The following is a 26082-nucleotide window of genomic DNA, read 5'->3' as shown; positions in this document are numbered from 1 at the left end:
CACGTGCATGGGTCGGGCTCAGGCCGAGCGGCGGAGCTTCCCGGCCCGGAGCAGCTCGAGCCGCTCGGCGAGGAGGTCCTCGAGCTCGCCCACGGTCCTGCGCTCGAGCAGCATGTCCCAGTGGGTGCGCGGCGGCTTGCCGGCCTTGGGCTCAGGCTTGCTGGCGTCACGGAGCAGCGCCTCCTTGCCGCACCGGCACTCCCAGACGACGGGGACGTCCGCCTCGGCGGCGAAGGGGAGGATGATCGTGTGCCCGTCGGGGCAGTCGTAGTACGCCTGGAACCGCGGGGCGAACTCGACCCCCTGGTCGGACTCCATGCTGTTCGCGCCGATGCGCATGCCGCGCAAGGATCGGTCAGCCATCGTGTGGCCTCCGTTCTGGCCGCTGGGACGAGCGACGAGGGATGCTCGGCTCGAATGTCTCTGTCATGCGGTACGTCAGTCGATCTGTCGTTCCACCTGGCACAACGCGCTCCCGGGGGCCGGTGTTCCAGGCGACCCGTGAAGGTACCGTGAACATGGACCGCAGCGGGCGGGCGACGTGCCGCCGGTGCGCCACTACGGTCCCGTGAGCAGGGTCGGGCCGCAACTGCTCAGGACGCCCCGCCCTGTCCGGCCTGGTTGAGGACCACCCCGTCGGTGAACATCACGCCGTCGGCGAAGCGTGCCTCGACCCGACCACCGCCGAACTGCTCGGCGTGCAGACGCGCGTACAGGCCACCGATCTCGAGGAGCTCGGGATGGGTGCCCTGCTCGACGACCTGACCTGCGTCGACCACGAAGATGACGTCGGCGTGCTGGATGGTCGAGAGCCGGTGGGCGATCGCGATGGTGGTGCGGCCGGCCATCACCCGCGTCAGGGCGCGCTGCACGAGCCTCTCCGAGCTCGAGTCGAGGGCTGAGGTCGCCTCGTCGAGGATCAGCACGCGGGGGTCCTTGAGCAGAACCCGGGCGATCGCCAGGCGCTGCTTCTCCCCGCCGGACAGGCGGTATCCCCGCTCACCCACCGTGGTGTCGTAGCCGTCGGCGAAGGCCGCGATGCGGTCGTGGATGTTGGCTGCCCGTGCGGCCTCGACGAGCTCCGCGTCGGTGGCCTCGGGTCTGGCGTACCGCAGGTTGTCCGCGATGCTCGCGTGGAACAGGTACGGGTCCTGGGTGACCATGCCGACGGCGTCCGCCAGGGAGCCCAGGCGCAGGTCGCGCACGTCGTGCCCGTCGAGGAGCACCGCGCCGCGGTCGACCTCGTAGAGGCGGGGGACCAGGTACGTCAGGGTCGTCTTGCCGGCTCCCGACGGTCCGACGAAGGCCGCGAGGGATCCCGCGGGGACGTGGAGGGACACCCCGCGCACGGCCCAGACGGGCTCGGGCGCGGCACCCGCGCCGTCGTCGACCGAGGAACCGGGCCGGGCCGGCGGGGGAGCGGCGCCAGGAGGCCGGTCCCGGACGACGGCGGCTCCACCCCCACGAGTCCCGGGCTGCGCGACCATCCCCATCGCGCCCCACATGCCTCGCCCGCCACCGTGCCCACCCATGCCGTCGCCGGGGGACGGGTCGGGGGTCCTGAGCCGCGTGGGAGGCGGGTACGCGAACCAGACGTCCGTGAGCTCGACCTCGCCGCGCACCTCGGGCAGGTCCTCGGCGCCGGGGCGGTCCTGGATCGCCGGGACGAGGTCGAGGTACTCGAAGATCCGTCGGAACAGGGCCAGGGAGGTCTGCACGTCCAGGGCCACCCGGAGCAGCTGGACCAGGGGCATGAGCAGGCGCGCCTGGAGGGTCGAGAACGCCACCAGCGTCCCGGCCGAGACCTCCGAACCGCCGACGATCATGTAGCCCGACGCGAGGTAGACGAGGGCCGGGGTCACGGCCATGAAGGCCGTGACCATGCCGAAGAACCCCTGTCCCACCATCGCCTGGCGCACCTGGAGGCTGACCTGGCGCTTGTTCTCCTCGTCGTAGCGAGCGATCTCGGCGTCCGCCCTGTTGAAGACCTTCGACAGCAGCACCCCCGAGACGCTCAGCGCCTCCTCGGTGATGGCCGTCATGTCCGAGAGGGACTCCTGGGTCTTGCGCGCCAGCACCTGTCGACGCGCGCCGACCCGGCGCTGGAGCACCAGGAAGACGGGCATGAGGGCGATCGCGATGAGGGTCAGCTGCCAGGAGAGCAGGAGCATCGCGATCAACGACGCGATCACGGTGACCGCGTTGGAGAGGATGCTCGAGGCCGTCGTGGTCAGGACCGAGCGGACACCGCCGACGTCGTTCGCGAGCCGGGACTGGATGGACCCTGTCCGCGTCGCGGTGAAGAAGGCGAGCTCCATCCGCTCGAGGTGCTCGAAGAGCCGGCCACGGAGGTCGGCCATGGCCTCGTTGCCGACCCGGGTGGTCAGGTACGTCTGCCCGATGCCGATCGCCGCGGTGAGCAGCGGCACGGCGATCATCGCGGCGACGAGCCAGCCGAGGAGCTCGAGGTCGACCCCGGTGCCGTCCGCCGGGAAGAGCGCCTCGTCGAAGACTGCCTGCGTGAGGAAGGGAGTGACGATGCCGAGCCCGGCGCCGACGACGATCGTCACCGCCACGAGCACGAGCGTGGCGCGGTACGGGGACAGCAGCGCCCAGATGCGGCGGAGCAGGGCGCCGTCCGCCGACGGCCGACGCGTGTCGGGCACAGGACCTCCTCGGGATCGGAGCAAGCCTGCCCTACCTGGTGGCCCGCTGCTCCGCGACCAGGATGCGCAGCCCTTCGACCACCAGGGCGTGGTCCTCGGCCTGGGGGAGGCCCGAGACGGTCACCGTGCCGACGGGGCCGACCCCGGCCACCGTGAGCGGGAAGCAGCCGCCGTGGCCGGCGTACTCCTGGATCGACAGGCCTGTCGCGTCGGCGAAGGAGTGGCCCTTGGCCTTGGCCTGCAGGCCCAGCAGGAAGGACGGCGCACCGAAGCGGTCCACCGCCCGGACCTTGCGCTCGACCCAGGTGTCGTTGTCAGGCGTCGTGCCCGGCAGGGCCGAGTGGAACAGCTGCTGGCCGTGACGGCGCACGTCGACCACCACGGGCAGGTCGCGTTCCCGAGCCAGCTCGATGAGCAGCGTTCCGAGGCGCCAAGCGTCGTCGTAGTCCATGTGGTCGAGCACCAGCTCTCGCTGCTGCTCGGCGACCTCCGCGATGAGCCGCTCGAGGTCGCTGGACGGTGCGTGGCTGGACATGGGACCTCCTGGTCGACGCTGGGCGCTCCCACGCTAGGGCACGCCGCCGACGTGAGGCCCCGAGGTCCAGGCACTCCCGGACCGACCACCTATCGCCGATAAGGGACATTATGTCATTACGGGGGCCCCTGCGCCGCATCTGTGGCTCATCGACCTCGTCGACCGTGACATGCGGTCTCCCCGACCAGCGTAGGTCGGGCCTCAGGGTGGCGGCGGCGCGCCCAGGGTCTCCGACCCGACGGGCTTCTCCCAGCGGTGCTCGGTGAGCCGTGGGTCGCGGGGCAACGGCATGGTGACTCCTGTCGCCACGAAGCCCGCACGACGGTAGAGGGCGGTCGCGGCGTGGTTCGCGTCGATCGCCCAGAGGGTGAGCCGCACCCCGCCGAGCTCAGCGGCTCGTGCCGTCGCCGCGTCGAGGAGGGCGTGGCCGTACCCCCGTCCGCGCCGCTCGGGGTCGACCCACAGGCTCACGACGTGCCGCTCGTCCCTGGGCGCCCCCGGCTCCTCGATCAGACAGACCACGCCGACATCCCGGCCGGGCTCCCCGAGGACCAGCCAGACGCTGGACCGCAGTCTCATGCGCCAGTGCCTCTCGCCGAAGCCCCGCTCGCGCTCGAGGGACGACCCGAAAGCCGCCTGATCCTGCTCGAGAGCACGGAGGCGGATCGCCGCCAGCCTGGCCCAGTCGTCCTCGCTGAGCTCGTCGATGGTCGCCACGGCCTCATCCTGCCCGATGGTGCGGGCGTGAGATGCTGACCTCATGCCTGAGCCGCACTCCTCGGACTCCCCCACCCCCGCCTCACGATCTCTTGATGCGCGCTGGTGGTGGTCGTCCTCGTTGCCGGTGATCGTCGGCCTGGTGGTGATCGGATACCAGGTCAGCGCCTTCACCGACGGTGTCGGCACCTGGGCCAACGGCGCGATGATCGCCCTGGGCGGCGCGGTGGCTCTCTGGGGCCTGGCGGGCCTGCGGAAGGACTACGCGGCCCACCGTGCCGCGGGCCAGGACGAGCAGCCGACCAGCTGATCCTTCGGTCCGCCGTGCGAGCCCGCCCGCCTCGACCTACGGTCGAAGGGTCCGACGACGTCGAGACCTGGAGGCACCATGACGGATCACGGTCCTACCCGTGAGGAGCTCCCGTTCCCCGACTACGACCATCTGCCCATCACCGGGCTCGCTCACCGCATCCGGTCCCTGGACCTGGCGCAGCTTCGGGTCGTGATCGAGTACGAGGAAGCGCACGCGCGCCGGGTGCCGGCACTTCAGGTGCTGCAGACCCGGGCGAGCGAGCTCGAAGCAGGCGCAGAGCCGAGCGGGGGCGATCCGTCCGCTCTCGCCCCTGAGCTCTCCCCGGCGCCCTCTGCCGGTTCGTCGGTCTCTCCGGCGACCGCCCCCGGTCCGGACATCCCGCCCACCGAGTCCGACGAGGCGAAGCCGCCGATGCGCGGATGAGCCTCGGCGGTGGCCCGCAGGTCGCACCTGGGGGCCACCGCCGAGGACGGCTACGTCATCCTGCCCTCAGGGCGACGCGGTCCACTCCCCCGGCTCGCTGCGTGTCACGTCGGCGACCTCCTCCTCGGGTCGCGGCGGCACCGTCTCGTCGACCTCGAGGCGCAGGATCTGGTCGTGATCGGGGGGCGTCGGTTCGGTCCCCTCGCGCGGTGCGGGGTCGGTGCTCTCGTGGGTCATCAGGCCTCCCAGGGTGCGGCGTGAACGGTCGGGCGAGGGGTCTCGACCCGTCCTGACACGACCGTACGCGCGGCTCGCGGTCGATGCTTCTCGAGCGACGACACGCCCGTCACCCTCGGCCGAGAGACGACGGGCGCGTCGTCGACCTCACGCGATGACGACGACGAGGTCCCCGCCCTCGAGCTGCTGGACCGCACCGATGGCCAGGCGCTGGACCGTGCCGGCGACCGGGGTGGTGATCGACGCCTCCATCTTCATGGCCTCGATCGTCGCCACCGCCTGCCCCGCCTCGACCTTCTGCCCCTCCTGGACGACGGGGGTCACGGCCCCGGCGAAGGGCGCCGCGATCTGTCCCGGGGTACCGGGATCGGCCTTCTCGGCGGTCGCCTGATCGACCTCGACGGCTCGGTCGCGAACCTGCAGCGGGCGGATCTGACCGTTGAGGGTGAACATCACCGAGCGCATCCCACGCTCGTCAGGCTCGCCGACGGCCTCGAGCCCCACGAGCAGGCGCACCCCGCGCTCGAGCTCGACCTCGACCTCGGTGTCCGGGAACATGCCGTACAGGTAGCGCGCCGTGTCGAGGACGCTGACGTCCCCGAAGCTGGCCCGGACCTGCTCGAGCTCCTTGGTCGGTGCGGGGAACAGGAGGTGGTTGAGCCGGTCGCGTCGCGTCGCCGAGTCCGCGCCCAGGTCCTGGTGGTCCTCGTTGGTGAGCGTCGCGACCTCGCGGTGCGGGGGGCGACCCTCGAGCGCACGGCTGCGGAACGGCTCGGGCCACCCTCCGGGCGGGTCACCGAGCTCGCCACCGAGGAACCCGATGACCGAGTCAGGGATGTCGAACTCCTGAGGCTCCCGGGCGAAGTGGTCAGGGTCCGCCCCACGGGCCACGAGGTGCAGGGCGAGGTCCCCCACGACCTTGCTCGAGGGCGTGACCTTCACCAGTCGGCCCAGCAGCCGGTCGGCAGCGGCGTACATGGCCTCGATGTCCTCGAAACGGTCGCCCAGGCCCAGTGCGATGGCCTGCTGGCGCAGGTTCGAGAGCTGACCGCCGGGGATCTCGTGGTCGTAGACGCGCCCCGTGGGACCGGGCAGCCCGGACTCGAAGGGCTTGTAGATCCGGCGGACGGCCTCCCAGTACGGCTCGAGGTCGCACACCGCCCGCAGGCTCAGGCCGGTGTCCCGCTCGGTGTGCTCGAGGGCTGCGACGAGGGCTGACATCGACGGTTGGCTCGTGGTGCCCGCCATCGCGGCGCTTGCGGTGTCCACCGCGTCCACCCCGGCGTCCACCGCGGCGAGCAGGGTCGCGAGCTGGCCCCCGGCGGTGTCGTGGGTGTGCAGGTGGACCGGCAGGTCGAACCGCTCGCGCAGCGCCGTCACGAGGGTGTGGGCGGCGGCCGGGCGGAGCAGCCCCGCCATGTCCTTGATCGCGAGCACGTGCGCACCCGCCTCGACGATCCGCTCGGCGAGCCCGAGGTAGTAGTCGAGGGTGTAGAGGTTCTCCCCCGGGTCGGTCAGATTGCCCGTGTAGCAGAGCGCGACCTCCGCCACCGCCGTGCCGCCCTCCCGGACCGCCTGGATCGCCGGGCGCATCTGCTCGACGTCGTTCAGGGCGTCGAAGATGCGGAAGATGTCGATCCCGGTGGCCGTGGCCTCGCGGACGAACGCCTGGGTGACCTCGGTCGGGTACGGCGTGTAGCCGACCGTGTTGCGACCGCGCAGGAGCATCTGGATGGCGACGTTCGGGAGGGACTCGCGCAAGGTGGCGAGGCGGTCCCACGGGTCCTCCCCCAGGAAGCGCAGCGCGACGTCGTACGTAGCACCGCCCCAGGCCTCGACCGACAGCAGACCGCCGGTGGTGCGCGCGACGTGCGGCGCCACCGCGGCGAGGTCGTAGGTGCGGACGCGGGTCGCGAGCAACGACTGGTGGGCGTCGCGGAACGTCGTGTCGGTGACCGCCACGGCTGTCTGCTCGCGCAGCGCCCTGGCGAACCCGTCCGGGCCCAGCTCGAGCAGGCGCTGGCGGCTCCCGGGTGCGGGCTCCGCGGCGAGGTCGACGTCCGGGAGCTTCGCCTGCGGCAGCAGGATGCCTTGAGGGGCGCCGTGCGGGCGGTTGACGGTCACGTCGCCCAGGTAGGCCAGGAGCTTGGTCCCGCGGTCCGCGCTCTCCTTGGCTGCGAGCAGCTCGGGCCGCTCGTCGATGAACGAGGTCGAGAGATCCCCGGCCACGAAGGCCGGGTCGTCGAGGACGGCCTGGAGGAACGGGATGTTGGTCCTGATCCCACGGATGCGGAACTCGGCGAGGGCTCGACGGGCTCGCCGGGCCGCTGTCGGGAAGTCACGCCCCCGGCAGGTGAGCTTGACCAGCATCGAGTCGAAGTGGCCGCTGATCTCCGCCCCGGCACTCGCCGTGGCGCCGTCCAGACGCACCCCCGCGCCACCCGGCGAACGGTAGGCGACGATGCGGCCGGTGTCCGGGCGGAAGCCGTTGCCCGGGTCCTCGGTGGTGATGCGGGTCTGCATGGCCGCACCGTTGACCCGTACGGCGTCCTGCGTGATGCCGAGGTCCGCGAGGGACTCCCCCGCGGCGATCCGCAGCTGCGAGGAGACCAGGTCGATGTCCGTCACCTCCTCGGTGACCGTGTGCTCGACCTGGATGCGCGGGTTCATCTCGATGAAGACGTGCTTGCCGGCCCGCTCGCCCACGGTGTCGACCAGGAACTCGACGGTGCCCGCATTGACGTAGCCGATGCTGCGCGCGAAGGCCACGGCGTCGCGGCACAGGGCCTCTCGGATCGCGGGGTCGAGGTTCGGCGCCGGGGCGATCTCGATGACCTTCTGGTGACGCCGCTGGACCGAGCAGTCGCGCTCGAAGAGGTGCACGACCTCGCCGGTGCTGTCCGCGAGGATCTGGACCTCGATGTGGCGCGGGCGCAGCACGGCCTGCTCGAGGAACACGGTCGGGTCCCCGAAGGCGCTGTCCGCCTCGCGCATCGCGGCCGCGAGGGCGTCGGGGAGCTCCTCGCGGGTGTCGACCCGACGCATCCCGCGGCCGCCGCCGCCGGCGACGGCCTTGACGAAGATCGGGAAGCCGACCTCCTCGGCAGCTGCGACAAGGGTGTCGACGTCGGAGGACGGCTCGGTCGAGGCCAGCACCGGGATGCCGGCCTCACGGGCGGCCTTGAGGGCCCGGACCTTGTTCCCGGCGAGCTCGAGGACGTCGGCGGGGGGGCCCACGAAAGTCAGTCCCGCCTCCTCGCACGCACGGGCAAGGGCGGGGTTCTCGGAGAGGAAGCCGTACCCGGGATAGATCGCGTCGGCGTCGGCCTCCCGGGCGACACGCAGGATCTCCTGGATGTCGAGGTAGGCGCGTACCGGGTGCCCGGGCTGGCCGATCGGGTAGGCCTCGTCGGCCTTGAGGCGATGCTCCGAGTTCCGGTCCTCGTGGGGGAAGACCGCGACGGTGCGAGCTCCCAGCTCGTACGCAGCGCGGAAACCTCGCACGGCGATCTCAGCGCGGTTGGCGACCAGGACCTTCGAGAACACGTCTCACCTCATCGGGTAGGGGGCACCAGCACCGTAGCGGCAACGGTGTCGTGCGGCCTGCCCGTCCCGCGCTCCGGACCGGCGGGACACGGGCGGGGCGATCAACCTGCGGTGCGTGACCGCCGGCGTCGGGCGAGCTCGTCGGAGACGGAGGCGGGACCGTCCTGGTCCTCGTCGGCCCGCTCGGTCGGCAGCGCGGCGAGGGTGCCCTCCACCTCGCGCCAGACGCGACCGACGGCGATGCCGAAGACACCTTGCCCGCCCTGGACCAGGTCGATGACCTCGTCGGCCGAGGTGCACTCGTAGACGCTCGCACCATCACTCATCAGCGTGATCTGCGCGAGGTCGTCGACGCCCCTCTCGCGCAGGTGGCCGACCGCGGTGCGGATCTGCTGCAACGACACCCCGGTGTCGAGGAGTCGCTTGACCACCTTGAGCACGAGGATGTCGCGAAAGCTGTACAGACGGTGGGTGCCCGAGCCCGAGGCAGGCCGGATGGTCGGCTCGACGAGTCCCGTCCGTGCCCAGTAGTCGAGCTGACGATAGGTGATGCCTGCCGCTCCGCACGCCGTCGGGCCGCGGTAGCCCGTCGTCGTGTCCAGGTCAGGCAGCTCGTCGCCGAACAGGAGGCCCTGCGCGCGCTGCGGGACGCCGACCGACTCCTCGATCGTCTCTCCGGTGCCGCTCACGGCCACTCCCCTCGGTCCATCCTCGATGGGATCCACACCGTCGTTCCGGGGGCCTCTGGATGCTCAACAGTCACGCTAGGCCTGCCGATGGGGGCCGTCAACGACGCCACGCTGACGAACGACCGGCGTGTCGTCTAGGCGTGTCTCAATCTTGACCTGAACCTCAAGGTGGAGCCCGCCCGCCCAGGTCCTCACGACGGCGGACGGGACCCCGGATCGTCCTCCTCCGAGCCGAAGTCGTCGGCGTTGACCGTGTCCAGGAAGGCTCGGAACTCCTGCACCTCGGACTCCGGCTCCCGGTGCTCCACCTCGAGGCCTGCCTCCTCGAGGACGGCGGGAGCGCACACCACGGGGCTGCCGGTGCGCACCGCGACCGCGATCGCGTCCGAGGCCCTGGAGTCGACGCGGACGCCGTTGTCGAGCACCAGCGCGGCGTGGAAGACGCCGTCGACCAAGGACACGACCTCGGCCCGGGCCACCGACCGTCCGGAGGCCTCGACGACGGAGACCAGGAGGTCATGGGTCATGGGTCGCGGCGCCGTGATCCCCGACTGGGCTGCAGCGATCGACGAGCCCTCGGCGACGCCGACCACGATCGGCAGCAGCCGATGACCGTCCAGGTCGAGGAGCAGCACCACGACCTGGTCGCTCGGCGCCTGCCGCCGGACCCCCAGGACGTCGAGCTGCACGAGTTCCTCGTCACCCATGGACCCACGCTACGACGGGCCTGCAGCCCCGGCAGGCTGAGGGCGGACGGCGCGGCGCGTCGCCGGTCGAGGGCCGCGGGCGGCAACGACCGCCGGCCGTGCTCACGGCGTCAGGCCGGCCACACCCGAACGCACCAGCGCGGTGTGCAGACGCCCGCACAGCTCGCCGACCTCTCCGGCGAGGGCGCTGGCATGCGCCTCGGCCGCGACCGCGCGCTGACTGCGCAACGGCGCGACGATCTGCTCGACGACCGAGACCTGCCGATCAGCAGCCGCACGGAAGGACCGGAGGTGGCGCAGGTCGACCCCGTGCTCGGTCAGGGCCGCAGCGGCCACGATCACGTCCCGGGCCCAGGCGTCGAGGTGGCCGGGACGCGACTCGCGCAGCAGGCCAGCCTCGAGGAGCTGGGCGATCACCTCGGGCTCGACACCTGTCTCCGCCGTGAGGCTCGCCACCGAGTACCCGGCCGGCACCGCCGACCCCGTGCGCTCGCCGTCGGCCGCCGCGAGCCGGGGCAGCACGGGCTCCTCCTCGACCCCCGCGTCGAGGGCGGCCAGCTGCTCACCGATCACCCGCAGCGGCAGGTACCGGTCGCGCTGCTGGCGCAGCACGAACCGCAGGCGCTCGACGTCTGCGGGGCTGTACTGCCGGTAGCCCCCCGGGGTGCGCCGGGGCTCGACGAGTCCCTGCTCCTCGAGGAAGCGGAGCTTGGACGGTGTCACCGCGGGGAAGTCGTCGCACAGGGAGGACAGCACGTCCGAGATGCGCATGGACGGCTCGCGAGAGACCCCCTGGGGCCATGGCTCGGAGGGGACGTCCGTCCCGCGCGGGGCGTCGTCCCTCGGCTCGGCCCGTTCCGGCCCACCGTTCCTCGGGTCGCTCCGGACCGGTCGCGCGGCCCGGGCCGGGCCGCCGACCGGGCTCACGACGGCAGGCCCGGGGCACCCTCGGCCGTGGCCTCGCGGGCCGGGCTCGGGTGGAAGGTCATCCGGAACTTGCCCACCTGCACCTCGTCGCCGGTCCGCAGCAGGGCCTGGTCGATCCGGCTCCGGTTCACGTACGTCCCGTTGAGCGAGCCGACGTCGCGCACCACGAACCCGCCGTCCTCCCGGACGAACTCGACGTGCTTGCGCGAGACGGTGACGTCATCGAGGAAGATGTCGGCAGAGGGGCTTCGGCCCGCGACGGTGCGCTCGGCGTCCAGCAGGAATCGAGCGCCCACGCTCGGCCCGCGCTGCATGATCAGCAGGGCCGAGGTGGCGGGCAGGGCGTCGACCGCGGCCTGCTCCTCGGCACTGAGGCCCACGGGGGACGGCGCGTCGTGCTCGACCGCACCGATCACTCCCTCGCCGAAGGTCATCGTGGTGTCGGCCGCGGCCCAACGCTGCTCGGACGCTCGTTCGTCAGTCATCGTTCCTCCTTCGCGTCGTTGGGCAGCTCCCACACGCTCGTGGCGCACAGCCTATGCGGAGCGCGCCCCGGACGGCAGGTCCTCACCCCGGATCGGGTGCCGGGGAGGCGTGCTCGGGGGGCACCAGGCTCGCCGTGGCATCCACCTGGACGAGGTCGACCGACCGCAGGTCGGTGGTCCCCCCGGCGTTGCGCACCGACGCGAGGGCGCCGCCCGGCATGTTCAGGGCGGGCGAGATCGTGTCCGGGTTGCCGATGGCCCGCCACCGGTACGGCGGCTCGACCAGGGTTCCGTCGACCACGATGCCGTCGACCGTGTCGATGAAGTAGCTCGAGGTGGTCAGCCGGAGCTCCCCGAGCTGGACGGCCTCGGCACCGGCGTTGCGCAGCTCCTCGAGCAGGTTGTAGAGGACGAGGGCCGGGATCTGGTCGTTGGTCTCGCGGATGACCAGCTCGACCCCGGGCCCCTCGGCCGGGAGCTGCCCGGCGAGGATGCCCTGCACGATCGCCCGCTCCTCGGCCGCCTCGCGCGCGGCGCGCTCCGTGTCGTTGCCCGAGGCGAGCTCCGCCCGTTGGGCGCGCAGCGAGGCCGCCTGCTGCTCGAGCTCGTCGGAGCGCTGCGTGGTCTCGTCGAGGATCCGCACGAGCTCGTCCTGACGGAGGGTGCTGAGACCACCGTCGCGGTTCTGCTGGACCTGGACCACCAGGGCGAAGCCGAGCAGGGCGCAGAGCAGCGCGGAGAGCATCTGCGCTCGGGTGGCGCGAGGGGCCAGGGCTCGCCACAGCGTCCGCCAGGACCGGGAGACCGGCGCCGGCTGCGGGCGCCGGGGCGCGGCCTCAGGGCCTCTGCGGTGATCGGGGGTCATGTCATGCCCGGAAGAGGTGACGGCGGATCGCTGCGGCGTTGGAGAAGATGCGGATGCCGAGGACGACGACCACGGCGGTCGAGAGCTGGGTGCCGACGCCGAGCTGGTCCCCGAGGAAGACGATCAGCGCAGCGACGACGACGTTCGACAGGAACGAGACGAGGAAGACGCGGTCGTCGAACATGCCGTCGAGGAGGGCGCGCAGGCCACCGAAGAGAGCGTCCAGCGCTGCCACCACGGCGATGGGGAGGTAGGGCTGCAGCGCCGAGGGCACGGTGGGCTCGAGGAACACCCCGACCAGGGCGCCCACGAGCAGGCCGATCACGGCGATCATGACTCTCCTCCGTCGTCAGGTGGGGGTGACGATGCCACCTCGTCGGTCACAGCGGAATCGGGGACCGAGGCGTGGCGCAGCTCGGTGCCGCTCGCACCAGGCAGCGCGAGGTCCGTCGACGCCTCGATCGTCACGTCGATGCCGTACGAGCCGGACAGCATGGTGAGGTGGTTGGCCGCCGAGGAGCGGGCGAGGTCGGTCTGCAGCCCGCGCGGGTCACCGATCGCCTCGACGCGGTAGGGCGCGACCAGGGGTTGCAGGTCCACCAGGATCGCCTCGCTGGCCCCGCGGATCGCGCTCAGGCCGGTCAGGCGCTGACCGTTGATGGCGATCGCCTCGGCCCCTGCCGCCCAGAGGGCGTTCGTCACGATCTGCAGGTCCACGTCTTGCACCCGGGTCCGCGCGTCCTGCGGGTCGGCGTCGGGGTCGTCGAGCTCCACGGCCAGCCCGGGGCCCTGGACCGCGGCTGCGCCTGAGGCGAGCTCGAGTCGCTCGAGCTGCTCGATCAGTGCGGGGTCCGCGCCGGCGAGGGCTGCGTCCTGCAGCGCCGCGACCTCGTCGCCGAGGGCGGCGTTCTCCGCGCGGAGCTCCTCCACGTGAGCGGACCGCTCGGCGATCTGCTCCTGGAGCAGGCTCCGCCCCTCGGTCGCCGCGGGCTGCGGGACCCGGAGCGTCACGATCGCGGTCGTCGTCGCCAGGCCCAGGACCACCGCGAGCCCGAGGTACCAGCCGGTGCGCAGACCGCGCGCCGCGGCGCCGCCCGGTTCCTCGCGCGGCCGTCGGGCCGCCTCCTCGTAGGAGGGGTCCACCGGTCGGTACATCACCTCGTTGAGCAGGCTCATCGAGGCGTCGACGGCTGGACGCGCGTGCTGGTGCCGCTGGGAAGACGTCACGAGACCTGCCTGTGCCGTCTCAGCTCCTGGATCGCCTGGCGGAGGTAGATGCCGGCTGCGAGCCAGTACAACCCGACCCCCCACCAGGCGAAGGCCCAGCCCACGACCCCGGCCACGGTGCCCACACCACCCTCCCACTGGGCGAGGAGCAGGAGCGGGAAGGCATACAGCAGCGCGAAGGTGCCCGCCTTGCCGGCGAAGTGGACCGGTAGGGGACCAAGATGACGCGAGGTGAGGATGGACAGCACCAGGCTCAGGAGGACGTCGCGCCCGACGATCGCCACGAGGAGCCACAACGGGACGACGTCACGCAGGGTCAGCACGACGAGGGTCACCAGGATGAACAGACGGTCGGCCGCAGGGTCGAGCAGCTCGCCCAGGCGAGACCACTGGCCCAGTCGGCGCGCGAGCACGCCGTCGAGCCAGTCCGAGGCCCCGGCCACCGCGAGCACCCCGAGGGCCCACAGGTCCTGGTCGGCGAGCAGCAGCGCGGCGAAGATCGGGACCAGCAGCAGGCGCAGGCCGCTGATCACGTTGGGGATCGTCAGGACCTCGGCCCTCAGGCTCGTGGTCTCACCCCCAGCGTGCTCGGGTGTCCCCTGCTCCGTCACCACTCCCCCGCTCCTGCACTCGTCCGACCATGATCCTAGGGCCGCTGCCGCCCAGCCGGGACCGAAGCACCCGCCCGGATGGTCACCAGGTGAGATGCTGACCGTCGACGTCCCGACGGTCGTGACGTCCCGCCCGCACCGATCACGGAGGATCCATGCGCTTCGGCTACCACCTCGGGTACTGGGCGGCAGGTCCGCCCGACGGCGCCCTGGACGCCGTCCGGACCGCGGACCGGCTCGGCTTCGACTCGATCTGGACCGCCGAGGCCTACGGCTCGGACTGCCTCACCCCGCTGGCCTGGTGGGGCGCCAGCACCGAACGGATCCGTCTGGGGACCGCGATCGCGCAGATCTCGGCGCGCACCCCGACGGCGGCGGCGATGGCCGCCATGACCCTCGACCACCTCTCCGGGGGACGCTTCGTGCTCGGGCTCGGTGCCTCGGGTCCCCAGGTCGTCGAGGGCTGGTACGGCTCGCCCTACCCCCGTCCGCTGGCACGCACCCGGGAGTACGTCGACGTCGTGCGGCAGGTGCTCCGCAGGGACCACCCTGTGACCGCGGAGGGCGAGTTCTACGCGCTGCCCCATCCCGGGGGCACGGGCCTGGGCCGACCGCTGCGATCGACCGTGCACCCGCTGCGTCGGGACCTGCCCATCCACCTGGCCGCCGAGGGGCCGCGCAACGTCGCGCTGGCCGCCGAGATCGCCGATGGCTGGCTCCCCCTGTTCTTCGCGCCCTCGGTCGACGACTTCTACCGTGCCGCCCTCGCCGAGGGGTTCGGGCGCCGCTCGCCCGACCTGAGCCGCCCCGAGGACTTCGAGGTCAGCGCGACCGTCCCGGTCGTCATCGACCAGGACGTCGAGCGCGCCGCGGACCAGGTCCGGCCCTTCGTCGCCCTCTACGTGGGCGGGATGGGGGCTACCCGGGCCAACTTCCACCGCGAGATGGTCGAGCGACTGGGCTACGTCGAGGAGTGCGCCCGCGTGGCCGAGCTGTTCGCCGAGGGCCGACGGGCCGAGGCTGCGGCGGCGGTGCCGACCGCCCTGGTCCAGGACATCGCCCTCGTCGGTCCGGTCGAGGCGGTGCGGGACCGGCTCGCGCAGTGGGAGGAGAGCGTCGTGACCTCGGTGCTGGTGCAGGGGGACGCCAGCGCCTTGCGCGCCGTCGCCGACCTCCTCGGCTGATCTCGGGGCTCGGCTGAGCTCGGGGTCGTGGCTCGTCGCGGTGGGGCGAGAGCGCCCGCGGCCGGACCGTGCCGTCAGGGCAGTCGTCGGCTGCCGTCCGAGACGACCCGCAGCCACCGGTACCCGTAGCCCTCGAGAGCGATCTCGACCCCGTCACCATCGACCTCGACCTGACCCTCGCTGAGAAGATCCACCAGGCGCTCGCACCCCGGGGCACGCGTGAGGTCCACCGGGACGACCACGGCGTCCGGCCCGAGGTTGTGCAGGGTGACGACGGCCTCGCCGTCGACCTCGCTCCAGAGGGCCAGGACGCATCCGTGGGGCTGGTCGAGCACCTCCACCGGGGCCCATCCGAGCTCGGGTGACTCGCGGTAACGGGCCACCAGTGTCCGGATGAAGGTCAGCAGCGAGTCCGGGTCCCTGCGCTGGTCTGCCACGTTGACGTGCTCAGGGCCGAAGCCCCCCGTCGTCACCTGGCTCGGCAGGCGGGACGGGGCAGCCGGTGAGAAGCCGGCGTGGCGGTCACCCGACCACTGCATCGGGGTGCGCACCGCGAGCCTGCCGGGTACCTCGAGGTTCTCCCCCATCCCGATCTCCTCGCCGTAGAACAGCGTGGGGGTCCCGGGCAGGGCGAAGAGCAGCGAGTACACCATCCTCGTGCGGCGGGGGTCCCCGTCGAGCATCGGTGGCAGGCGGCGTCGCAGGCCACGCCCGTAGAGCTGGTGCTCCTCCTGGGGACCGAAGGCCGCGAAGACCTCGTCGCGCTCCTCGGCGGACAGCTTGTCGAGGGTGAGCTCGTCGTGGTTCCGCACGAAGGTGGCCCACTGCGCGTCGGGCGGGATCTCGGGGCGTGCCCGCAGGGCGTCGACGAGCGGGCCGGCGTCGCGGCGGGCGAGGGCCAGGTACATGGCCTGATTGCCGATGAAGTCGAACATCATCGTGAGCTCGTCACCCTGGCCGTCGCCGAAGTAGCGCAGCTGCTCCTCGTACGGCAGGTTCACCTCCCCGAGCAGGACCGCGCTCCCTGCGCGACGCGAGATGAACGAGCGGATGGCGCGGAGGTGGTCGTGCGGGTCGCCGAACCGCTCGGCCTCGGACTCCGCGGTGCCCAGGGTCTCCATGAAGAACGGCACGGCGTCGACCCGGAACCCGGACAGGCCCAGCTCGAGCCAGAACCCGATCGCCTTGACGATCTCGTCACGGACCTTCGGGTTCGCGACGTTGAGGTCGGGCTGGTGCCGGTAGAAGCGGTGCAGGTAGTACTCGCCGGTCCGCTCGTCGAGCTCCCAGATGCTGCTCTCCTGGTCGGGGAAGATCACCTCGCCGGAGGTGTCCGGCGGCGGGTCCGAGCGCCAGACGTAGTAGTCGCGGAACGGGCTGTCCTTGCTCCTGCGGGCCGCCGTGAACCAGGGGTGCTTGTCGGAGGTGTGGTTGACCACCAGGTCGGCGATCACCCGGATGCCGCGGTCCTTGGCCGTGCGGATCAGCTCGACGAGGTCCCCGTGGGTGCCGAGCCGCGGGTCGACCCCGTAGTGGTCGGTGACGTCGTAGCCGTCGTCACGGTCGGCGGTCGGGTAGAACGGCATCAGCCACAGGCAGGTCACCCCGAGGTCGGCCAGGTGGTCGATGCGTTCGGCCAGTCCGGCGAAGTCCCCCGTGCCGTCGCCGTCGGAGTCCTGGTAGGTCTCGACGTCGAGGCAGTAGATGACGGCGTTCTTCCACCAGAGGTCACCCGTGTCGGTGGTCTTCACCGGAGCGCCTCCACGGGTGCTGCCACTCCACCGTCCTCGGTCCGCCGGGTCGCGGTGAGCTGGGGCAGGACGTGCTCGCCGAAGGCCTCGACGAACGGACGCTGCTCACGGCCCACGTGGTGCAGGTACACCTCGTCGAACCCGATCGAGGCGAGCTCCCCGATCCGGTCGACGAGCTCGACGAAGGAGCTCGACACGACGACCGCCGAGTGCACGTCCTCCGGGCGTACGTGAGCGCTCGCGATGTCGAAGTGCTCGGGGCTCTCGAGGTCCCAGCAGACCGGCGGCGGGAAGAGGTTGGTCCGCCACTGCTCGAAGGCGAGCTGTTCCGCGACGGCGGGGTCGGGGTCCCACGACAGGTGGACCTGCAGGGCCACCGGGCCACGCCCGCCGGCCTCGCGGTAGGCAGGGACGATCTCGCGCAGCACGTCGAGGGGCTGGTTGATGGTGATCAGGCCGTCGGCCCAGGTGGCCACGCGTCGGGCGGTCGCCACCGTGACGGCGGGCCCGACGATCGCGGGCGGGGCCTCCGGCCGCGTCCACAGACGAGCCCGGTCGACGGTGAAGGTCCCCTCGTGGGAGACCTCCTCCCCGGCGAGGAGCCGGCGGATGACGTCGACCGACTCCTCGAGGCGGAGGTCACGCACGGCCTTGCTCGGCCACGGGTCCCCCGTGATGTGCTCGTTCATGTTCTCCCCGGACCCGAGAGCCGCCCAGAACCTGCCGGGGAACATCGCCCCGAGGGTGGCCATGGCCTGCGCGACGATCGCCGGGTGGTACCGCTGCCCCGGGGCGTTGACGACGCCGAAGCGCAGGGAGGTCGTGGCCAGGGCGGCGCCGAGCCAGGACCAGGCGAAGCCCGAGTGCCCCTGGCGTTCGCTCCACGGGGCGAAGTGGTCCGAGCACATCGCCGCCTCGAAGCCGGCCTGCTCGGCCAGCTGCACCGCGGTGAGGAGCTCAGCGGGATGGACCTGCTCGTGGGAGGCATGGAATCCGTAGGTCGTCACGACCCCTTTCCTACCGCCGAGCCGGTCACGGCGCGCGTCCAACCGCCTCCTGGCCGACGCGCGGACCGACACCACGGGTGCGAGGCTGGTCGTGTGACCTCTCAGCCTGAGCAGCCCGAGACTCCTGTCGTCCGAGCGGACCGCGCCCCCCGGCTCGACCCGGCCGCGGAGCACGATGCGCAGCGCACGAGTCGCCCGCACCGGGCGGCGCGCCTCGAGGACCGCGTCACGGGCTTCGTCGCCCGTCGGCTGCGCGACCGAGGGTGGGTGCCCCGGGTCGAGCCCTACACCGGGTACGGGTCGGCGGGCTGGGTGCGGGTCATGGGGCGCGCCCTCCTCGCCCCGCCGACCACCGAGGCCGACGAGGCTGCGGAGACCGGCGAGGTCGCCGCCAGCCACGCGGTCCGGGGCTGGCGCAGCTTCGTGACCGCCCAGATCCCCTCGGCGCGGGTCACCGTGACGGTCGGAGGGCGGCGCCACACCGTGACGAGCGACCGCGGCGGGTACGTGGACTCCGTCCTCGAGGCCGACCTGGACCCGGGCTGGCACCACGTCACGCTCTCGGCGGGCGGCGCAGAGGTCGAGGCGCCCGTCCTGGTCATCGCTGCTGACCAGCGCACGGCGCTGCTCAGCGACATCGACGACACCGTCATGGTCACCGCGCTCCCCCGTCCTCTCCTCGCGGCCTGGAACAGCCTCGTCCTGCACGAGAGCGCGCGCCGGGTGGTGCCGGGGATGGCTCAGCTGTACAGCCGCTGGCACGCTGCCAACCCCGGAGCGCCGACCTTCTACCTCTCGACGGGCGCGTGGAACGTCGCTCCCGCCCTGCGCCGCTTCCTCGAGCGTTCGGGGTACCCCTCGGGCCCGCTCCTCCTCACGGACTGGGGCCCCACCAACTCGGGCTGGTTCCGGTCAGGCTCGGAGCACAAGCTCCAGGCCCTGCGCCGTCTGATGGACGAGCTCCCGCAGGTGCGCTGGGTCCTGGTCGGGGACGACGGGCAGCGCGACCCGGTGGTGTACCGGCAGATCGCCGAGGAGCACCCGGGCAGGGTGGACGTCATCGCGCTCCGTCAGCTCACCCCTGCCGAGCAGGTGCTCGCCCACGGAACACCCGTGCCCACAGACCACACCGAGCCGCGATCGACCCCGGGCGGCGCGATGGTCGTCCAGGGCGGAGACGGCAACGCCCTCGCGCTGCGCCTCATCGACGCCGACCTGCTCACGGTGCAGCAGCGCACCGACCGCGGGTGAAGCACCCCGCACCGGGACACCCGCCGACGGGTCTGCTCAGCGGGCCACCTCGGCGATGATGGCTGCGGCGAAGGCGTCGACGTCCTGGGTGGTGGTGTCGAACGAGCACATCCACCGCACCTCCCCCGTGAAGGGGTCCCAGTCGTAGAAGCGGAATCGCTCGCGCAGCCGGTCGGCGACCCCGGCCGGCAGGACGGCGAAGACGGCGTTGGCCTCGACGGGCCGGACCACCTCCACGCCCTCGACCCCCGCGACCGCGTCCCGCAGGCGACGCGCCATCGCGTTGGCGTGCCGGGCTGAGCGCAGCCACAGGTCGCCCTCGAGCAGGGCGAGGAGCTGGGCCGAGACGAAGCGCATCTTCGAGCCGAGCTGCATGTTCATCTTGCGCAGGTACGTGAGCCCGACCGAGGCAGCAGGGTCGATGACCACCACAGCCTCTGCGCCGAGCAGTCCGTTCTTGGTGCCCCCGAAGGAGAGCAGGTCCACACCGACGTCGCTCGTCAGAGCACGGAGCGGCAGGTCGAGGCTCGCGGCAGCGTTGGCCAGCCGAGCGCCATCCATGTGCACCCGCATGCCCAGCCCGTGGGCGTGCTCGCACAGCGCGCGGATCTCCTCAGGGCTGTAGCAGGTGCCGAGCTCGGTGCTCTGGGTGAGGGAGACGACCAGCGGCTGGGCACGGTGCTCGTCCCCGCGGCCGCGTGCCTGACGGTCGACGAGCTCGGGGGTCAGCCGGCCGTCTGGGGTCGGGACGGTCAGGAGCTTGATGCCACCGACCCGCTCGGGGGCGGCGTTCTCGTCGGTGTTGATGTGGGCGGTCTCGCTGCAGACCACCGCCCCCCATCGCGGCAGCATCGACTGCAGGGCGAGGACGTTGGCGCCCGTGCCGTTGAACACAGGGAAGACCTGGACCTCACGACCGAGGTGGCGGGCCATGACCTCGTGCAGCCTCGCGGTGTACCGGTCGGCGCCGTAGGCGGACTCGTGGCCGCCGTTCGCGGTGCTCATGGCTGCGAGCACCTCGGGGTGCGCACCGGCGTAGTTGTCCGAGGCGAAGCCGCGGCGGTCCGGGTCGTGCAGGAGGGGGACGGCGCTCTCGGTCACGCGGGTCATCCTCTCACCAGCCGGCGGTCGGCCCGGCCCGCCCTGCTCAGCCCACCCTGCTCACCGTGCCCTGCTCGACCCGCCCTGACCAGCACGGCCGCCCGACGGCGGCGGCGTGCGTACAGTTCTCCCGACATGAGATCAGACGACCGCGGCCCGCAGCCCGCCCCCGCCGTGCTGCCTCCCGACGAGATCGAGCCTGCTGGGGTCGCCCCGGCCGGCTCCGGCGCCTCCGGGATCGACCCCGCCGAGCTCGCCCGAGCCCTGGAGGTCCTGCGCCACGCCGAGGCCCTCGACCCCGACCACCCCGACGCCCTGCAGCTGCGGCGCGCCACCGCCCGGCTCTTCAAGGCCGTCAAGAAGCAGCGCCGCCTGGACCGCCGGGCGGCGATCCAGGCGGCTGACGAGGCCGTCGTCGCGGCCACCGCGACGGGATCCCCCCGCCGGATCGACGACGAGACGGCAGGGCTGCCCCTCGTCTCGACCGCGCGGGGGGCGAGCGCCGGCAGCCTGCAGCGCGCACGCCCGTGCTACGTCTGCAAGGAGCCCTACAGCCAGGTGGACGCCTTCTACCACCAGCTGTGCCCGGACTGCGCCGCGATGCACCACGAGAAGCGTGAGGCCCGGACCGACCTCACGGGCCGCAGGGCGCTGCTGACCGGAGGGCGCGCCAAGATCGGGATGTACATCGCCCTGCGCCTGCTGCGAGACGGGGCGCACACGACGATCACCACCCGCTTCCCGCGGGACGCGGTGCGGAGATTCCGTGCGATGCCCGACGCCGACGAGTGGATCGAGAGGCTCACGGTCGTCGGTCTGGACCTGCGCGACCCGGCGCAGGTGGTGGCCCTGGCGGACGAGGTCGCCTCGGCGGGCCCGTTGGACGTGCTGATCAACAACGCGGCCCAGACCGTCCGGCGCTCCGCAGGCTCCTACGCTCCTCTTGTCGCGGCCGAGGAGGCCGACCTCCCTGAGGGCCCCCTGCCGCACCTGATCACCTTCGAGCACGCCAGCGACGCCCACCCTGCGGCCCTCGTGGGCTCGGTCGGGAGCGGAGCCGTCGGCCACGACGAGTCGGGCCAGCTCGTCGGCCGAGCGGAGCGACTCACCGCGGAGGCGCTCCAGGCGGGGTCCTCCTCGCTCACCAGGCTGGCCCAGGGGGACGCCATCGACGCCGGGGGCCTGGTGCCGGACACGGCCCGGACCAACAGCTGGGTCGCGACCGTCGACCAGGTGGACGCCCTCGAGATGCTCGAGGTCCAGCTCTGCAACGCGACGGCCCCCTTCATCCTCGTCAGCCGGCTCCGGCGCGCGATGGCGGCCTCGCCCGCGCGGCGGACCTACGTGGTCAACGTCTCGGCCATGGAAGGGGTGTTCTCCCGGGGCTACAAGGGCCCGGGGCACCCGCACACCAACATGGCCAAGGCAGCGGTCAACATGCTGACCCGGACGAGCGCCGCCGAGCTCGCCGAGGACGGCATCCTCATGACGAGCGTCGACACCGGGTGGATCACCGACGAACGTCCGCACCCCACCAAGGTGCGGCTCGCCGAGGAGGGCTTCCACGCCCCCCTGGACCTCGTGGACGGTGCCGCCCGTGTGTACGACCCGATCGTGCGAGGCGAGGCCGGGGAGGACCTCTACGGCGTCTTCCTGAAGGACTACAAGCCGTCGGGCTGGTAGTACGCGGCACAAGGCCTGACGTTGTGGCCCTCCTCACCGTCCCGCGCCGGACCACGAGGCTCGAGGCCCCCTAGACTGGGTCGTTCCCTGTGGAGTTTGTCGCTTCCCCTGTGTGTAATCGTCCGCGTCTCGACGTCGACGGCTGTGTGCAGCCGGTGCCTGGCACCGGCCGATCTCGAAGGTTCGGGACGGCGACCCGTGGGCCCTCGTGGCCCGGCCGCTCCCTCCGACGATCGACTGGACACCTCATGCCCTCTGCTGCGCCCAGCACGCCCGCGACCGCGACCCACGCCCCCGAGGCCGAGCGCGAGCTCGACCTCGTCGACCTCGGGCTCCCCGAGCCCGTGCTGCGCGCGGTGCTCGACCTCGGCTTCACCCGCCCCACCCCGATCCAGGCCGCGGCCGTCCCCGCCCTCCTGGCCGGTCGGGACATCACCGGCGTCGCCCAGACAGGGACCGGCAAGACCGCGGCCTTCGGGCTGCCGCTCCTCGCCGCCGTGGACCCGACGCTCGGCCAGGTCCAGGCCCTCGTGCTGACGCCGACCCGGGAGCTGGCCATGCAGGTCGCCGAGGCCCTCGAGACCTTCGCCAAGCACCTGCCCGGCCTGACCGTGGTCCCGGTGTACGGCGGCTCGCCCTTCCTGCCCCAGCAGCGCGCCCTGGCCCGCGGCGCCCAGGTCGTGGTCGGCACCCCCGGCCGGGTGATCGACCACCTCGAGCGCCGCACCCTCCGCCTCGACGCGATCCGATTCCTCGTGCTGGACGAGGCCGACGAGATGCTGCGCATGGGCTTCGCCGAGGACGTCGAGAAGATCTTCGGTGCCGCGCCGCGCGAGGGCCGCCAGGTCGCGCTCTTCTCGGCCACGATGCCGCCGCCGATCGTCCGCGTCGCCGCTCAGCACCTGAACGACCCCGTGCAGATCGCCACCTCACGCCAGTCCTCGACCGTGACGAACGTGCGGCAGCGCTACGCCGTCGTCCCCTTCCGGCACAAGATCGGCGCCCTCACCCGAGTGCTGTCGACCTCGGACGCTGACGCGGCCATCGTCTTCACCCGGACACGGGGTGCGGCCGAGGAGGTGGGCACCGCGCTGGTCGCCAAGGGCATCTCAGCCGCGACCATCTCGGGAGACGTCGCCCAGAAGGACCGCGAGAAGATCGTCGAGCGGCTCCGCGCCGGAGCCCTGGACGTGCTCGTCGCCACGGACGTGGCCGCCCGTGGCCTGGACGTCGAGCGGATCGGGCTCGTCGTGAACTTCGACGTGCCGGGCGAGCCCGAGGCCTACGTGCACCGCATCGGCCGTACCGGCCGCGCAGGGCGCACCGGTGAGGCGCTGACCTTCGTCACCCCCAACGAGCAGGGCCGCCTGCGGGCGATCGAGCGCACGACGCGTCAGCGGCTCGAGGAGATCACCGTCCCCTCCCCCGCCGAGGTGTCCGCGCACCGGGTCGCCAAGCTCCTCGGCCGGTCGAGCGACCGCCGCACCGCGGGCCGGCTCGAGATGTACCGCGAGCAGGTCACCGCGCACCTCGCCGAGACCGGCATGGACCCGATCGACCTGGCGGCCGTCCTCGCGGCCCTCGCCGTCGGTGACGAGGGCCCGGGGTCGCGCGAGGAGATCGAGCCCTCGCCGCTCCAGGCCGGACGGGGCTCCGCCCAGTCAGACGACGGACGCATCTCGTTCACGAGCGAGGAGCGGGCCCGCACCGCCGTGCGCAAGGCAGCGACCGGCACCCGGTACCGCATCGCCGTCGGCCACACCCACGGCGCACGTCCCGAGGCGATCGTCGGCGCGATCACGGGCGAGGGCGGTCTCACGGGCAAGGACCTGGGCAAGATCGACATCTTCGCCACGTTCAGCCTCGTCGACATCAGCGCCGAGATGACCCCCGAGGTCCTCCGCCGCATCGGCGGCGCCCGGGTCGCCGGTCGCCCGCTGCGCATCGCGGTCGACCAGGGGCCCCGGCAGCGCACCGCGGCCCGGACCACCGCGCACCCGGGCACCCAGCACCGCCCGGCCGGTGCCGGACCTCGTCGGGATCGTGGTCGGCCCGAGGACGAGCGGGCCCGTCGCCCGCGCCAGCAGGCCTGACGGTCAGCCGCTCAGGGGGCCGAGGGCACCTCGGCAGGACCGCCCCGCTCGTCCAGCATGCGCTCGAGCACGGCGATCTCGGCCTCCTGCGCCACGACGATGGACTCGGCGAGGCGCACCACCTCGGGCTGCTGCGCCCGCTCGAGCGCGACCTCGGCCATCTCGACGCCGCCCCGGTGGTGCGGGATCATCAGGCTCAGGAAGATGCGCTCCGCCTCGACGCCCTCGGCTGAGCCCAGGGCGTCGAGCTGCGCCTGCGTGGCCATGCCGGGCATGTCCTGCGCCGTCGACCCCGCGGCGTGGTGCTCCTCCCCCATCCAGGCCATGGTCGACGTCGAGGCCTGGGGCAGGCCCCAGGTCGATATCCATCCGAACATCTGACCCTGCTGCTGGCGCTGGGTGAGCAGCATGTCGAGGGCGAGGGTGCGGACCACCTCGTCCTCGGAGCCCTCGCGCACGAGGACGGCCATCTGCACGGCCTGGTCGTGGTGGGTCTGCATGTCCCGGGCGAAGCCCACGTCGGCAGACCCTTCGGCGGGTACCGCGGGACGCAGCAGACCGCCCGCGGCGAGCAGTCCCAGCGCGACGCCCGCGGCGAGGGCGACCACGGCCACCGCGACCACCGCGACCGACCGCGGCCCCGGCGTCGGGACGGCCTCGTCCAGGGCGGCCGACTCCGTCACGCGCCGACGCCACCCTGGCACGCGGCTCCGGGCTCGAGGGTCTGCGGGCCCTGCAGGTACCGCAGCAGGAAGGGCTCGAGGCGCTCGTCGTCGACGGTGTCGAGCTCGAGCTGCAGGCCCCAGGCACTTGCCACGACTGGCGTGGCCAGACCCTCGTAGGGGCTCACCAGCAGGTACGGGTGCTGGTCGCTGAGGCTGCGCAGGGTGTCGATCTGGTCCTCGGGCAGGTCCGCCGAGTAGGTGATCCAGACCGCCCCGTGCTCGAGGGAGTGCACGGCGTGCACGTCGGTGACGGGTTCTTCGTAGAAGCCGCAGTTCTGCCATGTCGCGTCGTGGTCCCCGCCCACGGGCGGCGTCTGGTCGTAGTCGACCGGCCCAGTGACGTGGTTCGCCGTGAGGTCCTCGAACTCGGCAACACCCTCGATCGGCTGCTCGGCCCGGGCCTGGAGCTCGTTCTGACGCTGCTGCGCGTCGACGATCACGAACGCGGCCGGGATGATCAGTGCCAGGGCGACGCCCGCCGAGACCCCCACGATGATCCGGGTCCGTCGTCGTTCGGCGCGACGCTGATCGGCCTGGATCTCGGCGAGCCGGGCACGCCGCTCATCCTTTGCGCTCGGTCGCTTCGGGCCGTTCATCGGTCTCCTCCTGGGACGGTTCCGCATCCAGCCGCACGGCTGCCGCGCCTCGCAGGATACGTGAGCGATCAACTACCCCTCGAGGGCGTCCATCCGCTGCGCCCGTTGGCGCCTCTGCTCGGCGAGGACGAAGGTGAAGAGATCGTCCTCGTCCTTCTCGCTCATCCGGACGAAGGTGCAGCCGTGGGCATACCCCTGACGGTTGTCCATGCTGCGCAGCACGTGCACGATGACGGTCATCGGAGTCCCCGTCGCAGTCAGCTCGAGCTCGAGGTCGGTGCCGGCCTCGATCTGCTGGCCGCACTGCAGCCGCAGCCCGTGGGCGCTCACATCGATCACCACCACGTCGAGCGGCTCGTCGAGCTCGATCCGCTCGCGGCCCTCGTAGCGATGGGTCACCCGGTGGGGCAGCGAGGTGGGCACCCGGACCGCCGAGCGCTTCTGCACGGCCTCCCGCAGCCGCAGCCCTCCGAGGCCGATACGCCGCGCCACGCTCAGGGTCACCACGGCGTCGTAGGTGACCTCGCCCCGTACGGCGCTCATCACCTGCACCACGGCGGCATCCCCCTCCTCGAGCCAGGACCCGGTGAAGTGGTCGGCCTCGACGAGCAGCCCGTCGTCCTCCTGCTCCCGCACGAACCCCTCGGCGAGGAGCTCGCCGGACTCGGCGAAGACACGACACGGGTCGAGGTCGAACGACACGGCTCCCCTTCCTACGGCTGCGGTGCCTTCGGCTCCGGGGG

General features: G+C 72.3%; 26 protein-coding genes. 6 read left to right on the top strand and 20 right to left on the bottom strand.

The features are described from left to right. Nucleotides 1-18 precede the first annotated feature (18 nt). The 4 genes from J4G33_RS01145 to J4G33_RS01130 all read right to left on the bottom strand — a co-directional run bounded on the left by J4G33_RS01145 (nt 19) and on the right by J4G33_RS01130 (nt 3918). Entirely contained in the window at nt 19-363 is a 345-nt protein-coding gene (locus J4G33_RS01145) for an RNA polymerase-binding protein RbpA (RefSeq protein ID WP_208054057.1), read from the bottom strand. Nucleotides 364-593: 230 nt separating this feature from the next. Then, nucleotides 594-2666: an ABC transporter ATP-binding protein gene (locus J4G33_RS01140; protein WP_307793638.1), complete on the bottom strand. Its 2073-nt coding sequence runs from the start codon at nt 2664-2666 to the stop codon at nt 594-596. A gap of 31 nt (nt 2667-2697) precedes the next feature. Next, nucleotides 2698-3201 carry a heme-degrading domain-containing protein gene (locus tag J4G33_RS01135; RefSeq protein WP_208054055.1) on the bottom strand — a complete coding sequence of 168 codons (504 nt, stop codon included), beginning with the start codon at nt 3199-3201 and terminating at the stop codon, nt 2698-2700. Between the two features lie 201 nt (nt 3202-3402). Next, entirely contained in the window at nt 3403-3918 is a 516-nt protein-coding gene (locus J4G33_RS01130; RefSeq protein WP_307793637.1) for a GNAT family N-acetyltransferase, read from the bottom strand. Nucleotides 3919-3961: 43 nt separating this feature from the next. Here J4G33_RS01130 and J4G33_RS01125 point away from each other — a divergent pair, with 43 nt between their 5' ends. Next, nucleotides 3962-4228 carry a hypothetical protein gene (locus J4G33_RS01125; protein ID WP_208054053.1) on the top strand — a complete coding sequence of 89 codons (267 nt, stop codon included), beginning with the start codon at nt 3962-3964 and terminating at the stop codon, nt 4226-4228. Nucleotides 4229-4306: 78 nt separating this feature from the next. Next, entirely contained in the window at nt 4307-4654 is a 348-nt protein-coding gene (locus J4G33_RS01120; RefSeq protein WP_208054052.1) for a DUF8129 domain-containing protein, read from the top strand. Between the two features lie 66 nt (nt 4655-4720). On the opposite strand, the gene J4G33_RS01115 is transcribed toward J4G33_RS01120, so the two are convergent. The 10 genes from J4G33_RS01115 to J4G33_RS01070 all read right to left on the bottom strand — a co-directional run bounded on the left by J4G33_RS01115 (nt 4721) and on the right by J4G33_RS01070 (nt 13948). Then, the gene (locus J4G33_RS01115; protein ID WP_208054051.1) at nt 4721-4891 is read right to left on the bottom strand and encodes a hypothetical protein; all 171 of its coding nucleotides are present in this window, start codon (nt 4889-4891) and stop codon (nt 4721-4723) included. 147 nt (nt 4892-5038) lie between these two features. Then, a complete protein-coding gene (locus J4G33_RS01110; RefSeq protein WP_208054050.1) occupies nt 5039-8437 on the bottom strand; it encodes a pyruvate carboxylase in 3399 nt (1132 codons plus the stop codon). Between the two features lie 101 nt (nt 8438-8538). After that, on the bottom strand, nt 8539-9126 hold the full coding sequence (locus J4G33_RS01105; RefSeq protein ID WP_208054049.1) for a MerR family transcriptional regulator: 588 nt from the start codon (nt 9124-9126) through the stop codon (nt 8539-8541). 191 nt (nt 9127-9317) lie between these two features. Then, nucleotides 9318-9833 carry a bifunctional nuclease family protein gene (locus tag J4G33_RS01100; RefSeq protein WP_208054048.1) on the bottom strand — a complete coding sequence of 172 codons (516 nt, stop codon included), beginning with the start codon at nt 9831-9833 and terminating at the stop codon, nt 9318-9320. 102 nt (nt 9834-9935) lie between these two features. Then, nucleotides 9936-10604: a transcriptional regulator FtsR gene (gene ftsR / locus J4G33_RS01095; RefSeq protein WP_208054047.1), complete on the bottom strand. Its 669-nt coding sequence runs from the start codon at nt 10602-10604 to the stop codon at nt 9936-9938. 152 nt (nt 10605-10756) lie between these two features. Next, on the bottom strand, nt 10757-11245 hold the full coding sequence (locus J4G33_RS01090) for an FHA domain-containing protein (RefSeq protein WP_208054046.1): 489 nt from the start codon (nt 11243-11245) through the stop codon (nt 10757-10759). A gap of 82 nt (nt 11246-11327) precedes the next feature. Next, complete coding sequence (locus J4G33_RS01085; RefSeq protein WP_208054045.1) at nt 11328-11990, bottom strand: DUF881 domain-containing protein; 663 nt, start codon at nt 11988-11990, stop codon at nt 11328-11330. A gap of 121 nt (nt 11991-12111) precedes the next feature. Then, complete coding sequence (locus tag J4G33_RS01080; protein WP_208054044.1) at nt 12112-12444, bottom strand: small basic family protein; 333 nt, start codon at nt 12442-12444, stop codon at nt 12112-12114. Then, on the bottom strand, nt 12441-13337 hold the full coding sequence (locus J4G33_RS01075; RefSeq protein ID WP_208054043.1) for a DUF881 domain-containing protein: 897 nt from the start codon (nt 13335-13337) through the stop codon (nt 12441-12443). The genes J4G33_RS01080 and J4G33_RS01075 overlap by 4 nt, the downstream gene beginning before the upstream one ends. After that, entirely contained in the window at nt 13334-13948 is a 615-nt protein-coding gene (locus J4G33_RS01070; protein ID WP_307793736.1) for a CDP-alcohol phosphatidyltransferase family protein, read from the bottom strand. The genes J4G33_RS01075 and J4G33_RS01070 overlap by 4 nt, the downstream gene beginning before the upstream one ends. Nucleotides 13949-14103: 155 nt before the next feature. Here J4G33_RS01070 and J4G33_RS01065 point away from each other — a divergent pair, with 155 nt between their 5' ends. Continuing rightward, nucleotides 14104-15132 (top strand): LLM class F420-dependent oxidoreductase, encoded by a 1029-nt coding sequence (locus J4G33_RS01065; RefSeq protein ID WP_208054042.1) that lies wholly within the window; start codon nt 14104-14106, stop codon nt 15130-15132. 74 nt (nt 15133-15206) lie between these two features. On the opposite strand, the gene J4G33_RS01060 is transcribed toward J4G33_RS01065, so the two are convergent. Both J4G33_RS01060 and J4G33_RS01055 read right to left on the bottom strand, forming a co-directional pair. After that, the gene (locus tag J4G33_RS01060) at nt 15207-16883 is read right to left on the bottom strand and encodes an alpha-amylase family protein (RefSeq protein ID WP_208054041.1); all 1677 of its coding nucleotides are present in this window, start codon (nt 16881-16883) and stop codon (nt 15207-15209) included. After that, nucleotides 16880-17890: a TIGR03885 family FMN-dependent LLM class oxidoreductase gene (locus tag J4G33_RS01055; RefSeq protein ID WP_208054040.1), complete on the bottom strand. Its 1011-nt coding sequence runs from the start codon at nt 17888-17890 to the stop codon at nt 16880-16882. Before J4G33_RS01055 ends, J4G33_RS01060 begins: the two co-directional genes overlap by 4 nt. A 93-nt stretch (nt 17891-17983) precedes the next feature. Here J4G33_RS01055 and J4G33_RS01050 point away from each other — a divergent pair, with 93 nt between their 5' ends. Next, nucleotides 17984-19141 carry an App1 family protein phosphatidate phosphatase gene (locus tag J4G33_RS01050; protein ID WP_307793635.1) on the top strand — a complete coding sequence of 386 codons (1158 nt, stop codon included), beginning with the start codon at nt 17984-17986 and terminating at the stop codon, nt 19139-19141. 36 nt (nt 19142-19177) lie between these two features. Here J4G33_RS01050 and J4G33_RS01045 read toward each other — a convergent pair whose 3' ends face one another. Next, nucleotides 19178-20251 carry a threonine aldolase family protein gene (locus J4G33_RS01045; RefSeq protein WP_208054038.1) on the bottom strand — a complete coding sequence of 358 codons (1074 nt, stop codon included), beginning with the start codon at nt 20249-20251 and terminating at the stop codon, nt 19178-19180. A gap of 126 nt (nt 20252-20377) precedes the next feature. On the opposite strand from J4G33_RS01045, the gene J4G33_RS01040 reads away from it, so the two are divergent. Next, the gene (locus tag J4G33_RS01040; RefSeq protein WP_208054037.1) at nt 20378-21925 is read left to right on the top strand and encodes an SDR family NAD(P)-dependent oxidoreductase; all 1548 of its coding nucleotides are present in this window, start codon (nt 20378-20380) and stop codon (nt 21923-21925) included. A 248-nt stretch (nt 21926-22173) separates the two neighbouring features. Beyond that, nucleotides 22174-24018 carry a DEAD/DEAH box helicase gene (locus J4G33_RS01035; RefSeq protein ID WP_208054036.1) on the top strand — a complete coding sequence of 615 codons (1845 nt, stop codon included), beginning with the start codon at nt 22174-22176 and terminating at the stop codon, nt 24016-24018. A gap of 11 nt (nt 24019-24029) precedes the next feature. Here J4G33_RS01035 and J4G33_RS01030 read toward each other — a convergent pair whose 3' ends face one another. From J4G33_RS01030 to J4G33_RS01020, 3 genes are all read right to left on the bottom strand, one after another. Beyond that, nucleotides 24030-24701: a DUF305 domain-containing protein gene (locus J4G33_RS01030; RefSeq protein ID WP_307793634.1), complete on the bottom strand. Its 672-nt coding sequence runs from the start codon at nt 24699-24701 to the stop codon at nt 24030-24032. Further along, nucleotides 24698-25339: a thioredoxin-like domain-containing protein gene (locus tag J4G33_RS01025; RefSeq protein ID WP_208054035.1), complete on the bottom strand. Its 642-nt coding sequence runs from the start codon at nt 25337-25339 to the stop codon at nt 24698-24700. The genes J4G33_RS01030 and J4G33_RS01025 overlap by 4 nt, the downstream gene beginning before the upstream one ends. A gap of 72 nt (nt 25340-25411) precedes the next feature. Beyond that, a complete protein-coding gene (locus tag J4G33_RS01020) occupies nt 25412-26041 on the bottom strand; it encodes a PilZ domain-containing protein (RefSeq protein WP_208054034.1) in 630 nt (209 codons plus the stop codon). Nucleotides 26042-26082 lie beyond the last annotated feature (41 nt).

The sequence above is a fragment of the Actinotalea soli genome (assembly GCF_017565425.1).
Taxonomy (GTDB): Bacteria; Actinomycetota; Actinomycetes; order Actinomycetales; family Cellulomonadaceae; genus Actinotalea; species Actinotalea soli.
Note: the sequence above shows the minus strand (reverse complement) of the source record. Positions and strands in the feature narration are given on the sequence as shown.